Source organism: Eubacterium sp. AF36-5BH (genome assembly GCF_003460505.1).
Lineage (GTDB): Bacteria > Bacillota > Clostridia > Lachnospirales > Lachnospiraceae > Eubacterium_G.
Genome location: NZ_QTVG01000010.1, coordinates 68,388 through 84,236, shown reverse-complemented (window position 1 = coordinate 84,236; position 15,849 = coordinate 68,388). Strand labels below are relative to the sequence as shown.

The following is a 15,849-nucleotide window of genomic DNA, read 5'->3' as shown; positions in this document are numbered from 1 at the left end:
TTTCACCTCCCGGTTATCTTCTCCTGCAATTGTCTTAAACGTTCTTTATAACTTTTATCGTACTCATGGTTTCCAATTCTAAGTACATAGCCACCTAATAACGTGTCGTCAATTTCCTGTGTCAGAATAACCTTGTAATCTGCATATTTTTCTTTTAATATGTTGTCAGCTTCTTGTTTTTCTGCATCTGTAAATGATGAAGTACAAATCAGTTTTGCATGAATTATTTTATTCATCTGGTCGTAATATAAGTAATACTGTTCAAAAATGGCTTTCATGTCATCTGCCTGATTGTTCTTACACATTACCTGCAAAAATCTAATAAGCTTTTCTGAAATATTCTCACTTGAAAATACTTTTCCTATTATATTGACTTTAACTTCCTTTGGAATTGTAGGATTGTTAATTGTTTCCTGTAGAAGTGGTGTAAGAGAAAAAATCTTCTCTACACTTTCAACTTCACTTCTATCCAAGTTTAAGCCATATAATACTTTCGCATTATTTACTGCTTGTATTGTCACTTCTATCACCTGTTTTTACGATTTTTTCTGCTGCTGCAATTGCTAATCTGGCAATATCTGCCTGAACAGCTTTTCTTGCATTTTCCTGCTCTCTTTCAATGTTGCCTCTGGCTCTTTCCATCATATCCTGAGTTTCCTGCTTTGTTGCTTCAATAGCCTTGGCTCTTTCTTTTTCAGAACGCTGTCTAGCTTCAACAATAATCTTATCGGCTTCATCCTTAGCTACTTCAAGCTTCTTTTCATAATCCGCTTTCAACTGATTTGCATCATCTGTAACTTTTTGTGCATTATCAATTTGATTTTTTATTATGTTTTCTCTGTCCTGTATAACTTTTAACACAGGCTGAAAAAGAAATTTTCTAAATATAGCATAAAGAACTAAGATATTAACTATTGTCCAAACAATGTTCCATATATCTAATTTAAGCATACGCTTTTCCTACCTTTCTGCTTTTATTATTTTAAAAGAAGAATGATTAATAGGGCAATTACGAATCCGTAAATAGCTGTTGCTTCGGCAAGGGCACATCCTAAAAGAAGTGACTTACTGATTTTTCCTTCTGCTTCAGGCTGTCTTGCAATTGCATCACAAGCTGATGCTGTTGCTTTACCAATACCAATACCTGCTCCAATACCTGTTAATACTGCAATACCTGCTCCAATTGCTACTAATAATGATGTTGACATAATAATTTCTCCTTTACGTTTTCAAATTTGTTTTTATCTTTTTATTTTTATTCAGTTGCTTCTTTTATAAATAAGGATGTTAGGAATACAAAAACGTATGCCTGAATCAATCCATCGAATATATCGAAGTAACAACTAAATACTGCCGGTAAGAATGCCGGAACTACAATTTTTAATAATTCCATGATTACAAATGAACCTAATACATTACCAAATAGTCGCATACAAAGTGAAAGTGGTTTAATAAATACCTCTAACACATTAATTGGTAAAACTATTGGCATAGGCTCTGCGAAGCTTTTCAACCATCCTTTAGTTCCTTTTTGTCTTACTCCTGCCACCTCTATAAGGACTATACTCATGACTGCCAGTGCCACTGTAACATTCATATCCTTTGTTGGTGGTTTAAACCCTATTAAACCAATAAGGTTTGCAATTCCTATGTAAAGCACAACTGACATAAGATAAGGAATATATGCTGTTCCATGTTCTCCTATGGTGCCTTTAAAGAAATTGTACAATCCCTGAACTGCTGTTTCCAAAACAATTTGTTTTCTGCCCGGGTTTTCTACTTTTAAATTTCTAACAAGTAGAACACATATGAGCAAAACCGCCAGCATGATTATCCAAGTTACTACTACTGATTCGTAAATTGGAATGCCGCCAAAAATTGGAATCGTGAAAACAACATCGCAATTCAGCTCTTCTAATAATCTGTTAACAATGTCATTCAACAGTTTCACTTCCTTTCATGACAACTTTTTAACTGTCACGTATTATAACTCTTTTGTTGGGAATATGTAAAATATATCTTTAATATATTTACTATATCATTTTAGTATGGTATTGTATAAAAAGTACATATAAATTTAGAATGATTATACATTTATGGTAATTTTATACATTAGTCAAAAAATTCCTAAAAAAATTTAATTTTACTTAATTTTTTTAGGCCGTCATTTAATTAGACACTCTTAAATACTTGTATAATATGGAATGGTTATATGGTTGTTTTCCATATTCTTATAATATGTATTTGTATGATATCTTTATATGCTTTGAAATATTATAAGGTTACAATTTATTTTTCATTTAGATTTTCACTTGGGAGGTTAGACATGATTACTTTTGATTATTATAGAATTTTTTATTTTGTGGCAAAATACAAAAGCTTTACTAAGGCTGCGGAAGTTTTACAAAACAGCCAGCCTAACATAAGCAGATGCATGGGGAACTTAGAGCAGGAACTTGAATGTAAATTGTTCATGCGCTCTAATCGTGGCATTATTTTAACGCCTGAAGGAAAGAAACTGTACAAACATGTTTCCATTGCCTACAAACACCTTACTTTAGGTGAAGAGGAGCTTCATCAGGACAAGACTTTTGAAAAGGGTATTATTACAATTGGTGTTAGTGAAAACGCTCTGCGACTTTTCCTGTTAGATAAACTTGAAATTTTTCACGAGCAGTTTCCTAATATTAGAATTCGTATTTTTAATCACTCTACACCGGAAGCCATACGTGCCATGAGAGCAAACTTAATTGACTTGGCAGTTGTCACCACTCCAATGTCATTAAAAAAGCCTCTTGAGAAAATTCCTTTAAGTAAATGTAAGGAAATTCTTATTTGCGGTCCTAAGTACAGTTACCTTACAGACATAGCCAAAAGTCTTAAGGACTTAACAGAAATTCCTTTAATCAGTTTATCTGAAGGTACAGGAACTTATGATTTGTACAATAAGTTCTATATAGCTCACAGCGTACCTTTTACTCCTGATATGGAAGTTGCTACTACAGACCAGATTATTCCCATGATTACACATAATCTTGGCATTGGCTTTTATCCGGAAGATTTGGCAACAGAACTAATAGAAGATAAAAAAGTCTTTCCTATTAATATTGAAGAAAAACTTCCTATTAGAGAAGTCTGTTTGGTTATAAATAAAAGTAGTGCCATGAGCACCTCGGTTCAGAAATTTTATAACTTCCTAAGAAATTCTGTTTCATAGAGAAAACAAAATTTCTTAGAACAAAGAATGGTCCCTACCACATTTTACGTGTCAGGTGCATGCCTGTTTGCAACTATTTTTTATTACACTAAAAACGCAGGTTTGTAAAAATAATTACATTCCTGCGTCTTAAGAAAGGCTTCCTATATGATGCCTTTCTATATCTTCTTATAATATTTATATTTCTTTGTGCTGTATAGGTAGGACAACTGTAACTGTTGTGCCTTCGCCTAATGAACTTTTTATTTTCAGTTCATATTGATTCTCGTATATTAATTTAAGTCTGTCACGTATGTTATTAATTCCAATTCCTGTAAAATGTTCTGACTTTCTACTGCTCTTACCGTTTTCAAGTTCATTAACCTGTCTTTCATCCATTCCAACACCGTTGTCAATAATTTCTACAATAAGTTTTTCTGCTTTTTCTCTTACACACACAAAAATTTCTCCATTTTGTCCCTCAGGAAATCCATGGAAGAATGCATTCTCAATAAACGGCTGTAAAATCATTTTAGGAATCATTAACTGGTCCGGTTCGTTTATGCTTATGAAAAACTCTGTTTTGATTTTTTCGCCATATCGGATTTCGTTAATATACATGTAGTTTTTCAGATTTTCTATTTCTTCTTCAACGGAAATATATTCATCTGACTTGCTTATTGTACTTCTAAGCAACTTAATAAATGCATCAATTGCTTTTGTTGATTTTACAGTATCACCCTGCATAATCAACCATTTTATGCTGGTTAATGTGTTGTAAATATAATGAGGGTTTATCTGCATTTGAAGAGCATGTATCTCAGCCTGTCGTTTTTGCTTCTGTATCTCAATTATGCTGTCAACATAATGGTTGATATCATGAAGCATTCTGTTATATGACTTTGCAAGCTCCTGAATTTCTCCATCCCCTGTCACTTCCGCATATTGATTAAAATCACCCTTTGCTACATAAGACATTTTTCTTCCAAGCTGTCTTAATGGCGACATGGTTCTTCTAACTAAAATATAAATTACTAAAAGAACTGCTCCTGTAATTATTGCAATGTACCACATCAAAGTTGAAATATTATAAAGACTTTCAATGGCCTCATTTGCATCTACCGTAAAGCACAAACTGTAATCCACGTATGGAATTTTTTTACACAAAACCATATTAGTCTTTGCGTTTTTCTCCATTTTCTCAACAGTGATTTCTTTTTCAAGCATTTCGTTTGTTATCTTTTGTAGTTCTGTATCTGTTTCTCCTATTTGATATTTATCAGTAGATGAGACAATCATGCCATTGCTGTCAATTATGCTAATACTGTTGTATTGGTTTTCACCATATCTATAGAAGTTATCCAACTCACTATCAGGTATTAAAATCACACCATAACCATACAACTTATTATTCATATTTCTTAATGCCTTTACTCCTAAAATTATGGAGCTTGACTTAGTTGCATAAGTAAAGCCTTCATCTACATAGCTGTAACATAACTTTCGGTTGTTTTTTCGTGCTTCATTAAAAACTTCATTTTGTTTAATTTCTTTCCACTCTTTTGTAAGCACATCATTGTTATTTACAGAGATTTCTCCCTCTTTTGACACAAGCAGGACCGTTGTTCCGCTAAGCTTACTTTCGAATGCATTTTGAAAAGACTTCTGCATGTTATGCATTGCAATAAATTTATCTACTGATGACGAATTCTTGCCTGAGTAATACATATTTATGTCATAACTTGTGGAAATATTGTCAAATGTTTTTTCAATACTGCCAAAATATTCTTCCAAATCTTCCTGTATTTTCTCAATGTTTTTTTCCTGTGAATCTCCATACACTTCACTGAAAAAATCTTTTGAAAATTTATTTACAAGGAGAATATTAATCTGACTAATTAAAACAACACCGATAATAATTGCTGCCATTATTTTAATAATAAGGCTGCCTTTTCTCTCCTTTAAGCCTTTTTTTATACTGTACCTTTTGTGGATTTTTTCCTTACCGCTTGGCACTTTCTTGTTCTGTATCTTTTTATTCCATGGCTTCTCACTGTGCATTTTTTCATCTTCTCTATTCATATTTTATTCCCTGAATATTTATAATATATTCTTTTTATACATATTGTAACAATTTTGTTTTTTATCTAAATCGTCTTCTGTACACACTTGGTGTGTACCCTGTGGTTTTCTTAAATACACGACAAAAATAACTATGATCTGAATATCCAACCATTGTACTTACGTCTGAAATAGGTATATCTTCCTTCTTCAAAATTTCACAGGATTTTTCAATTCTGATTTTGTTTAAATAACCACTGAAACCCTCCTTATTTTTGGAATTAAAATATGATGATAAATAGTTGTAATTATAATTAAACTCTTTTGCCAGAGAATCCAAATCCAATGGTTCCATGTAATGTTCCAAAATATGCTTTGTTATTTTGTTCATTACCCTGTCGGTACCTGTCATGTTTTCAGCAAAAGCCTTTTTTATTTCATCTAAAATTTCATCCAGCTTCTTTAAAAAATCAGTAACATAAATAGTCTCTTCTATTTCTTTAAAATACTTACGTCTCATAGGTTCAACATCAATGTCATATTCTTCTAGCATAATAATAATGTTGTAAATAAAGTTTTTAGCCTTATTCTTGATTTTCTCGCAATTGTCATGAGCCTTGGCACATTTTTCAATATAGCCACGCATTTTTCCTATTGCTGTATTGTATTCACCATTTCGCAAATCATAGGAGAAATCATTATAATCAAATTTGGGAATTTCTTTCTGGATTTCCTTAGAATATTCCATATTCAATATTGATTTATTGTCATAATAAAAGCCGCTGTTTATCTGACTTTCCACCTGTAAATAAATTTCTCTTACATCCTGTATTTTTTCAAATCTTTTGCTTAAAACAAAAAATCCCTTAGGCTTAACATTTTTTACCCTTTCAGCAATCCTAGATAATTTTTCCAAAACACCGATTTCGTAAACAATATCATAATTAAAAACGTATATTAAATTTCTGTTATCAATAACTGTTCTACCAAATATGATTTCTGCTTCGTCCAGTGTTTTTCGGATTTCTTTTCTGATTTTTGCTACATAATCGTTATCATTTTCAAATGCATAATTTATGTCAACTGCAAACATCCTATATGTATTTAGTTTTGCAAATTCAGGGAAATCCTGTATGTTTATGGAATCTGAATAACCTGCTATGTACCACTCTAATGCATGATTCAAATTCAAATTGCTGTTACCTGACAAACTAAATCCCGGTATGCTGTCTGCTGCTCTCTTTAAAGCTTCCAGAAAAACCTCTCCTGTTAATGTAGGCTTTAAAATATAATCCATCGCCCCGTTTTTGAGAGTTTCCTTTACATAGCAAAAGTCATCAAAACCACTTAGAACAATAATCTTTATGTCTGGATATTTTTCATGAACTTCCTTTGTAAGTTCCACTCCGTCCATTACCGGCATTACAACATCCATTACAACTATATGTGGTTTTAATTCCTCAACCATAATAAGGGCTTCCTTACCGTTGGTGGCTTCACCAACGATAAGAAATCCCTCTTTATCCCAATTAACTAAATGTTTTATTCCCTGTCTCATAATGTACTCATCATCGACAATTAACACTTTACATAAGTCTGACATTTTTCACTCACCTTTTCTAACTTCTTTGCTTTGCAGGTGATATGTTGAATTTAAATTCGTGAACTTTTGACTTAGGAATTGTATATATTTCCTGAACCGGTGCGCCCCAACTGTCGTCACCACCAACTCCCATTTGCTGTCCTAAAACACGTACCCAAGTGTAGCTGCTTTGTGGAAGTTCTTCTATATGCATTGCGTTTTCAAGTTCTGCCGCACTGTATGGTAATACACTTCCCTCAATTGGTTTATCCACATAAGAGAATCTGATTCCTTCTTGTGTTTCATCTGTAATTTCCATATATCTTATGCCTGTTCTGTTACCACATTCCTGAGGTATTAAATAGGAAGACATATTGTCTGCTGCTGTAGTTTCATAAACTCCAAGCTTTGCACCTTTGTTTCTGTCCTGATAATTTTCTTCAGGTCCATTTCCAAAATATTTTACATTAATGAATTCTTTTGGTAATTTAAATTCCATACCATATAAAGGAATTGAAAATTCGTCCTCACCTTTTAACTTGAAATCTACGTCTATTGAGCCATCTCCATATACCAAATATGAAATTGTACAGCTCTTTCCTTCTATTGGAAGAACATAGTCATATGTTATTTTTATGCCCTCTTCCAACTCATCTTTTGCAAATCCTGTACACTTTGCAGTTTTTCCTGCCTTGTCCCATATAGCATATTGGAAATCTAAGCCACAACCTTTGTCATTGTCTGTATATGCTCTTACAAATGTTGGCTTAGGTGCCCTTGTAATGTATTCCTTATCTGAATATACAAGTGAAATAATTCCTGTTTCCTGCTTTGAGAACATGGCAAAGAAATCATTTCCTCTAACACCGATATTTACATCTCCACTAATAACTTCTAAATTGTTAATGGCTGTTTTTTCAGTGTTGCAGACACCCTCAAAAACATACTGTTCCTTAGCAATTTCAAAGCCTTTTTCAGCCCACTTTTCATCACCTTTTAGCTGTATACACACATTATAAATATAATCTTCATTTCTTGTCAAACCTATAGTTTCAGGTATGTTTAGCTGAAAACGTTTTTTCTCTCCCGGTTCCACATCAAAAGAATATTCTTTCTTACAAATGCTTGTTTCCTTTTGGATTATTTCCAATACAAAAACATATTTGTTAGTATTTGTAAACAAATTCTGGTTATCTATTTCTATTTCATTCTCAAAAATGTTCATCTTGATATTCTGATATAAATATTTTACTTCCTGAACCTTTGGTGAAGGAGTTCTGTTTGCGTAAATTATTCCATCTGTACAGAAGCAGTAATCTGTTGCCCGTTCGCCAAAATCTCCGCCGTACTTTAATACCTTCTTACCGTTTTCTTCTACTTCAATTGCCTGATCAATATAATCCCAAATGAAGCCTCCCTGGTACATATCATATTTGTCTTCCAAATCTGTGTACAAATGCATGCCACCACATGAATTTCCCATGGCATGTGTGTACTCGCAGTTAATGTATGGTTTCTTTGGATTGTTTTCCAAATATTCAACTACATCCTGAGGTTTTGCGTACATTCTGCTTTCCATATCAGTAATATGGTCAAACTCTCTATTCCAAACTACACCTTCATAATGTACTAATCTTGTATTATCTTTGGCATGTAAATATTTAGATGTTGCCTCTAAAACAGTTCCTGCATAAGACTCATTTCCTAAAGACCACATAAGTATTGCAGGATGATTTTTATCTCTTTCGTACATTGACTGTGTTCTGTCGAGAATGCACTCTTTCCATTCATCGTGACTTCCCGGAACATTCCATGACGGTTCAATTACACCCATTTTCTGCCATGAGCCATGGCTTTCTAAATTAGTTTCATCAATTAAATAAATTCCGTATTCGTCGCAAAGTCTGTACCATAAACTCTGGTTTGGATAGTGTGAAGTTCTTACAGCATTAATGTTATTTCGTTTCATAAAATTAATGTCGTAAATCATTTCTTCCTTTGTAATAGCTCTGCCTTCAGTAGCGCTAAACTCATGTCTGTTTACACCTTTGAAAATAATACGCTTGCCGTTTAGACACATAACTTTGTTGATTATCTCAAACTTTCTAAAGCCGAATTTTGTAGATGCAACTTCTACTACTTCATTATTTTCATTGTATAAATAAACAATTACTTCATATAAATTTGGTTTTTCTCCGCTCCAAGGAGCAATGTTTTCAACTTTTGAGGATAATTCAAATTTGTCAGCTGTGTTACCCTCAAATAAAGTTTCTACTTCTCCATTTGGATTTTTTAAATCTATTTTATATTTATTACCTATAGCACCTGTTATAGTAATTTTTGTGTTTAAATCTCCTGTGTGATTTTTGTAATCATAATCAGATTTCAAATCAATGTCGTATACGTGACTTTTTGGAAGTCCCTGTAAATAAACATCTCTAAATATGCCTGAGAATCTCCAAAAATCCTGATCCTCAATCCAGCTTGCGCTACTTCTTTTGTATACTTCCACTGCAAGTTTATTGTTTTTTTCCTGTACAAAATCTGTTATGTCAAATTCTGATGGTGTAAAAGTATCCTCAGAATATCCCACAAACTCTCCGTTTACCCAAACATAAAAAGCCACTTCAACACCCTGGAATGAAAGAATAATATTTTTATCCAAAAGGCTGTTATCCAGGTCAAAATATTTTACATAACTTCCAACAGGATTATATTCTTCTGATACCTGAGGTGGACGCATTTCCTCTCTGCCATCCCAAGGATACATTGTATTAATATACTGACATCTGTCGTACCCCTGAAGCTGAATGTGTCCCGGTACATTTATTTTGTCAAATTTTTCTGTGGAAAAATCCATTTTATAAAAGTCTGCCATTCGCTCTGCCGGCTTATTTGCGTAAGCAAAGTCCCACTGACCGTTCAATGACTGAAATAAACTGCTTTTATTATTCTTGTAGGCTTCTTCACTTTCATATACAAAGTGGTCAGAATGTGCATCCATTCTGTTTACACGAAAAACTTCCGGATTACTTAGCCAGTTTAATTCCGGTTTTAATACTGATTTTTTCATTTTTACCTCCGCTCCATATTTTTATATTTATACTAATATGGATTACAGCTAAAATTTCTTTTAACCATAATCCATATTATTGTGTTTTTTATGTTCTTTTTTAACCTTTTACTGAGCCTGTCATTCCCTGTACAAAGTTCTTCTGCATTAAGAAGAAGATTAATGCTGTTGGGATTGTTGCGATTACAACTGCTACCATCATCATTCCATAATCAGGTGTGTATGATGAACCTAATGCTGAAAGAATAAGTGGTAATGTTTTCTTTTCAGGTGACTGTAAAGAAATTAATGGCCACATGTAGTTGTTCCAGCTTGTCATAAATGTAACAATAATAGCTGCTGCGTATGTTGATTTCATTGTTGGAATGAAAATCTTTGTGAAAATTCCAAATTCTCCAAGTCCGTCTAATCTTGCAGCCTCAACCAAATCTTTTGGAAATGTCTGAGTGTTCTGACGGAAGAAGAAAATTAAGAATGCCGTTGCTATGGCAATAATAATTACTGATCCCGGTGTATTAATTCCAATCCAGCTTAATATTGGAATTGTATTAAAATTACCAAATAACTGGAATAATGGAATCATTAATGCTGCAAAAGGAATCATCATTGAAACAAGAATAACACTAAATACTCTGTCTCTTGCTTTTGACTTGTATACTTCAAAAGCATATCCTGCTGCAGATGAAATAATCATTGCAAGTGTTGTTGTAACTACTGCGATTATAATTGAGTTCTTAAATGCTCCAAAATAATTTAAGTCTGATGCCATTAATGACTTAAAGTTCTCTACAATATGACTTCCAATCATTAATGTGCCTTTTGATACATCTACAGACTTGTTTGTAGCTGCCACAATCATCCAATAAAATGGGAAGATTGAAATGATACTTAATATAATTAATATAACGTACTGTAAAATACTCATTATTTTTTTCTTAGTCATTCTTGTCACCTACTTTCATTTGGATAAATGACAATACAACTACCAAGATAACTATTACATAAGATATAGCTGATGCATATCCGAAGTTTGAGTTATATTTAAACATTGTATTGTAAATGTACTGTGATATTGTAATTGTTGCATTAGCCGGGCCACCGTCTGTGATGTTTACAACTTCATCGAATAACTGTAATGTACCTATTGTTGAGTTAATTGTTGTAAATAAAATAATTGGCTTAAGCATTGGTAATGTAATATATCTGAATCTTGCAAATGCTGAAGCTCCATCAATCTGAGCTGATTCGTAAATTGAATCGTCAATTCCCTGCATACCTGATAAATAGAATACCATATTGTATCCTGTCCATCTCCATGTAATGGCAATGATAATTAAAACCTTTGCCGCTATAGGATTTGTAAGCCACTGAATTGGTTCACTTACAAGATGAATGTTCATAAGTATTGAGTTAATAATTCCATCTGTTGCAAATAAACTTTTGAAGATAATGGAATATGCTACCAGTGATGTTACACATGGTAAGAAAATTGCTGTTCTGAAAAATCCTCTGAATTTTAACTTCTTATTATTTAACATTGATGAAATTGCAAGTGCTAAAATAATCATTATTGGCACCTGAATTATCAAGTATAAAACCGTGTTAAATAATGCTTTTTTAAATGTTTCGTCTGTTAATAATCTTTTATAATTATCCAGTCCCGTAAAAGTTAAGTTACTTCCCATTCCTGTTTTTAATGATAACAGGAATGACTGTACCATTGGGTAAAATACAAATATAAGTATTAAAATAAATGCCGGAAGAACAAATGCCCATCCTTTTCTATTTAATTTGGGACTCATCCCACTGTTACGGGTAACTGCTTTATTTCGTTTTTTTAGTTTATCCATTTTAACGCAGCCTCCTTTATCTACTACCTTCTGTTTACTTCTTCACACATGTTTGTTTAATAAGTATTGGTTTCAAAAGCAAACCCGATGTCCACATAATGGGAAACATTCTTGTGAATATCGGGCCACTTCTGAGTCTTGTTTTTTAGATTTTTAAATTAGTTTATCTTAAGTACCGTAAAATTTACTGTACTGCTGATTCTACTTTGCTCTGATATGATTTTAATGTTGAATCCATGTCAGCTCCTCCAACGATTGCTGAAACAGCTTCTGTCATCATATCTTCAATTGCATAAGTATGAACTCCATAATTTACTGTTGGAACCTTTTCTGTCCATGATCCAAGGTCACCGAAAATCTTCTGGCCACCGAAGTATTTATCTTCTTCTTTGTATGCTGCACAATCTGATGATGCATTTAATGTACTTACTAAGCTAATATTTTTTGCAAGTGAGTTCATAAGATCTGTGTTGCTACCAAATGTTTTTGCTAAGAAATCAGCTGCTAACTTGCTGTTACCTGTATTCTTTAATACATACCAACCTGCACCACCAATTGATGAAGCATTAACTGATGATGAGTTTGAACCCATCTTAGGAAATGCTGCTACAGCCCATTTTCCACTCTGGTCTTCTGCTGCCTTGATTGAAGGAGCAATCCAGCAACCTGTAATAACTGAAGCTACGTCACTATTATTAAATGCACCTACAAACTGATTCCAGTCTGAAGTCTGCTTTGTAATGCCTGCGTCTACTAAATCTTTGTAAATCTTAATTGCATCTTTTAATGCCTGATTGTTTGAAATTGTTACTTTTCCGTCCTTGTCTGTATACCAGGCACCTGCACTCTGTAACATCATACGAATCTGACCTATGTCACTAGGATCAAGTGTACACATGTACTTGCCTGTCTTTTCTTTTACTTTCTTACCAATTTCAATGTATTTTTCCCAAGTGATGTTCTGTAAATCTTTTTCTGAATATCCTGCCTGTTTTAAAATATCTGTTCTATAGAATAATCCTGCAACACCACTGTCAAATGGAACGCCATATACTTTTCCATCAAGTGTGTTTACACCTGTTTTATAATTTGCAAAATCGTCATTATTAACAACTGATGATAAATCATAAAACTCATCCTGATATGACTGTAAGTATCCCTGAATTCTGTAATCTTCAATAAGAACTACATCTGGAAGACCGTCATAAGATTTTGATGAAAGACTTGTATTTAACTTTGCAACAATGTCATCCTGTGCCATTGTAACAACTTTAATTTTTACATCCTTATCAATTCCTTTGTAAATTTCTGCTGCTTCCTTTGCTGCCTTAATGTTAAAATTCTCATCCCAAGCCCAAACTGTAATAGTTTTGCTATCCTTTGATGAGCTGCTCTTACTTCCTGAGCTGCTACCACATCCTACCATTCCCAATGTCATAACTGCTGCCATTGCAAATGCTACAACTTTTTTTAGTTTCATAAAAAATTTCCTCCTTACAATTTTTTTATTCGGGTTTCTTTGTAATTCAATAGTACCATAGTAACATTTTCACAGTTAGGACATAGTTCAGTGTAATTTATACAATTTTTAAAATCTTTTAACATTTTCTTTGTACATTTTTTTATTTTTTTGGACTATTTTCAGTTAATTTGTACTATTTTTATTTGGAACGGTTCAAAAACCCTATTCCACTTCTTCCATATAATAAAGTCTGGAGTCAAAATCTTTCATAATCCTTGTATCTCCGTTTACTCCTATACCTGCAAATCCTTCTTTCAGATTAACACCTGCTTCATTTAAAAGACTTCCGTATGCAATGTAATCTTCAGTTTCACCTTTTACAAAATTTTCTGCTACAAATGAAACTTCATCTTTTGATAAATTCTCATTACTTTTAATTTCATTATTTTCGTAGACAAAATGTCCCATATCTTTTTTGTTATGGTACACCGGGCGGTTATAGAAATGATATTCCTTGTTTTCAGCCAAAGCTTTTGGTCTGAAATTTAAGAACTGATCATTTGGTTTAATAATTTTTCTAAACAACATGCCAACAGCCTTTTTCTTATCTGCACTTACACAAGTCCACTGATATACATTGTTAGAGTCACTGTCCTGTGAGTTTTCGTAAGGACTCTTTCCTCTGTAGAATTCTCCAAACTGTAAGACTTTTCTCCACTTCTTATATTCTTCTATTTGCTTCTTAATTAAGAATAGGTCTTCCTTTGACATTTTTGTCAAATCACATTCATAACCTAACACTCCAAAACAGGCAACATTATATCTTGTATCAATTGGAGTTGTTCTTAAAGTCTGGTGATTTGGACATGCTGAAACATGTGCTCCTACTGTACTCATTGGATAACCGTAGCTGTATCCGTTTTGAATATTTACACGGCACACTGCGTCAGTGTCATCGCTTGCCCAAATCTGTGGAAAATAGCATAACATTCCAAGGTCAAATCTGTTTCCGCCACCGCAACAGCCTTCAAATAAAATTTCAGGGAACTTCTCTGTAAGCGCTTTTGCCATTTTGTAAAAACCTAAAACGTATCTGTGTGACACTTCACCCTGACTTTCATAAGGCAAACCTGCTGAATAATAATCAGAGAATATTCTGTTCATGTCCCACTTAACATAAGAAATATTTGCACTACTTAAAATATTGCTAATTTCCTTAACCATATAGTCCACAACTTCATTATTTGTTAAATCAAGCATACATTGATTTCTGCCTTCTGAATGATGTGCATTAGGATTTTCCAATACCCAGTTAGGATGTTTTTTGTAAAGTTCGCTGTTTTTATTAATCATTTCAGGTTCAATCCAAATACCAAAGTCTAAACCTATTTTATTAATTTCATCAACTAAATGAGCCAGTCCATTAGGAAGCTTGTCCTTATTTACATACCAGTCTCCAAGAGAACTTGTATCATCATTACGTTTTCCGAACCAACCGTCATCCATTACAAACAATTCTATGCCAATATCTTTTCCTGCTTTTGCAAGATTAATAAGTTTCTCCTCTGTAATGTCAAAATAGTTTGCCTCCCAACTATTTAATAAAACAGGGCGTTCTTTGTATTTCCACTTGCCTCTTACAATATGCTCTCTTACAAATTTATGCATATTCTGACTCATGCCGTTATAACCTTTTTTAGAATATGTTAAAACACTTTCAGGTGCTTCGAATTTCTCTCCCGGTAAAAGTCCATAACTCATTGATTGTGGATTAATTCCTGAAACGAATCTTGTTTTATTAAAAGAACATACATCCATCGCTTCATAATGGTTTCCACTATAAATTAAATTAGTTCCAATACACTCGCCAAAATCTTCTGTAGTCTCTTCCCTTGAAATCATAACAAATGGATTTGCTCTGTTAGATGAAGTTCCGGCATATGAATAATTAGCAAATCTGCCAGCAGCTACTTTTGTATCATGTCTGTTCATTTCATTTGCCCATGAGCCGTTAAATGTTGTCATTACATAATTCATGCCAAACATATCAAGCTGCATGCTCATTAATCTTTTTATATTTACTTTTTCCTTACCTTTATTTATTAAAACTGTGCTTCTTGTAATAACATCGCAGTTTTCATAAACATAATAATGTAATTCCATTACCAAGTCATTATCCTTTAAAGTAACTGTCAAATGGTCCACATTACCATCTTCGTCATAAGAACCAGGCAATGTTTCAAATGGCTGCTTTCCCCATGATATTTCTGAATCGGCATAAGTGAAATCATTGGTGAAGCTACCGTCTGACTTAACAACTTCCACAAAAGGTTCCCTTACATCACCTTTTCCATAAGAAGACATTTCAAGTCTCATGTTTTCCAAAGAATACTCCATTGTTTCCTGATTATATGCAACCGTATTACCGGGCATAAAGTTATGCTGTTCAATTAAAGGTTCCATGTTTTCAATTGCGATTTTCTTTCCATAGTATAAATGTTCAAGATGCCCTGTTTTCAAAACTCTAAAGGCATATGTAGTGTTTTTAGTATTTAAAATAAATCCGTTTTCTAATTTTTTAATCATATCTTTTCCCTGCACTTTCCTAAATTATATGTGTTCGTT

The 15,849-nt window shown here is 33.1% G+C and carries 12 protein-coding genes; 1 reads left to right on the top strand and 11 read right to left on the bottom strand.

The window, feature by feature from the left end; translation table 11 throughout:
• Window positions 1-2: 2 nt before the first annotated feature.
• From atpH to DW006_RS10625, 4 genes are read right to left on the bottom strand one after another with little or no spacing between them, the layout of a single operon-like run.
• The gene (gene atpH, locus DW006_RS10640; protein ID WP_158561121.1) at window positions 3-521 is read right to left on the bottom strand and encodes an ATP synthase F1 subunit delta; all 519 of its coding nucleotides are present in this window, start codon (window positions 519-521) and stop codon (window positions 3-5) included.
• Window positions 499-951 (bottom strand): F0F1 ATP synthase subunit B, encoded by a 453-nt coding sequence (gene atpF, locus DW006_RS10635; RefSeq protein ID WP_118000466.1) that lies wholly within the window; start codon window positions 949-951, stop codon window positions 499-501. Before atpF ends, atpH begins: the two co-directional genes overlap by 23 nt.
• Before the next feature lie 26 nt (window positions 952-977).
• On the bottom strand, window positions 978-1,208 hold the full coding sequence (atpE, locus tag DW006_RS10630) for an ATP synthase F0 subunit C (protein ID WP_118000464.1): 231 nt from the start codon (window positions 1,206-1,208) through the stop codon (window positions 978-980).
• 47 nt (window positions 1,209-1,255) lie between these two features.
• Window positions 1,256-1,951: a F0F1 ATP synthase subunit A gene (locus DW006_RS10625; protein ID WP_347475137.1), complete on the bottom strand. Its 696-nt coding sequence runs from the start codon at window positions 1,949-1,951 to the stop codon at window positions 1,256-1,258.
• Between the two features lie 375 nt (window positions 1,952-2,326).
• Between DW006_RS10625 and DW006_RS10620 the strand changes: the two genes are divergently transcribed.
• Window positions 2,327-3,217 (top strand): LysR family transcriptional regulator, encoded by an 891-nt coding sequence (locus DW006_RS10620; protein ID WP_118000462.1) that lies wholly within the window; start codon window positions 2,327-2,329, stop codon window positions 3,215-3,217.
• A gap of 177 nt (window positions 3,218-3,394) precedes the next feature.
• Here the strand turns inward: DW006_RS10620 and DW006_RS10615 are convergent, their stop codons facing one another.
• From DW006_RS10615 to DW006_RS10585, 7 genes are all read right to left on the bottom strand, one after another.
• Window positions 3,395-5,278, bottom strand: coding sequence for a sensor histidine kinase (locus DW006_RS10615; protein ID WP_118000460.1), 1,884 nt, complete (start codon window positions 5,276-5,278; stop codon window positions 3,395-3,397).
• A 61-nt stretch (window positions 5,279-5,339) separates the two neighbouring features.
• The gene (locus DW006_RS10610; protein WP_118000458.1) at window positions 5,340-6,860 is read right to left on the bottom strand and encodes a response regulator; all 1,521 of its coding nucleotides are present in this window, start codon (window positions 6,858-6,860) and stop codon (window positions 5,340-5,342) included.
• Window positions 6,861-6,876: 16 nt separating this feature from the next.
• Entirely contained in the window at window positions 6,877-9,912 is a 3,036-nt protein-coding gene (locus DW006_RS10605) for a glycoside hydrolase family 2 TIM barrel-domain containing protein (RefSeq protein ID WP_118000456.1), read from the bottom strand.
• A 100-nt stretch (window positions 9,913-10,012) separates the two neighbouring features.
• Entirely contained in the window at window positions 10,013-10,855 is an 843-nt protein-coding gene (locus tag DW006_RS10600; RefSeq protein ID WP_118000454.1) for a carbohydrate ABC transporter permease, read from the bottom strand.
• Window positions 10,848-11,762: a sugar ABC transporter permease gene (locus tag DW006_RS10595; RefSeq protein WP_118000452.1), complete on the bottom strand. Its 915-nt coding sequence runs from the start codon at window positions 11,760-11,762 to the stop codon at window positions 10,848-10,850. Before DW006_RS10595 ends, DW006_RS10600 begins: the two co-directional genes overlap by 8 nt.
• Window positions 11,763-11,946: 184 nt before the next feature.
• The gene (locus tag DW006_RS10590) at window positions 11,947-13,242 is read right to left on the bottom strand and encodes an extracellular solute-binding protein (protein WP_118000450.1); all 1,296 of its coding nucleotides are present in this window, start codon (window positions 13,240-13,242) and stop codon (window positions 11,947-11,949) included.
• A 204-nt stretch (window positions 13,243-13,446) separates the two neighbouring features.
• Window positions 13,447-15,810, bottom strand: a complete 2,364-nt coding sequence (locus tag DW006_RS10585) for an alpha-galactosidase (protein WP_118000488.1) — start codon at window positions 15,808-15,810, stop codon at window positions 13,447-13,449.
• Window positions 15,811-15,849: the final 39 nt, after the last annotated feature.

Coding starts and splice junctions, on each gene's coding strand:
- DW006_RS10585 (WP_118000488.1), bottom strand. CDS start 15,810: ATGATTAAAAAATTAGAAAACGGATTTATTTTAAATACTAAAAACACT.
- DW006_RS10600 (WP_118000454.1), bottom strand. CDS start 10,855: ATGACTAAGAAAAAAATAATGAGTATTTTACAGTACGTTATATTAATT.
- DW006_RS10595 (WP_118000452.1), bottom strand. CDS start 11,762: ATGGATAAACTAAAAAAACGAAATAAAGCAGTTACCCGTAACAGTGGG.
- DW006_RS10610 (WP_118000458.1), bottom strand. CDS start 6,860: ATGTCAGACTTATGTAAAGTGTTAATTGTCGATGATGAGTACATTATG.
- DW006_RS10590 (WP_118000450.1), bottom strand. CDS start 13,242: ATGAAACTAAAAAAAGTTGTAGCATTTGCAATGGCAGCAGTTATGACA.
- atpE (WP_118000464.1), bottom strand. CDS start 1,208: ATGTCAACATCATTATTAGTAGCAATTGGAGCAGGTATTGCAGTATTA.
- DW006_RS10605 (WP_118000456.1), bottom strand. CDS start 9,912: ATGAAAAAATCAGTATTAAAACCGGAATTAAACTGGCTAAGTAATCCG.
- DW006_RS10620 (WP_118000462.1), top strand. CDS start 2,327: ATGATTACTTTTGATTATTATAGAATTTTTTATTTTGTGGCAAAATAC.
- atpF (WP_118000466.1), bottom strand. CDS start 951: ATGCTTAAATTAGATATATGGAACATTGTTTGGACAATAGTTAATATC.
- DW006_RS10615 (WP_118000460.1), bottom strand. CDS start 5,278: ATGAATAGAGAAGATGAAAAAATGCACAGTGAGAAGCCATGGAATAAA.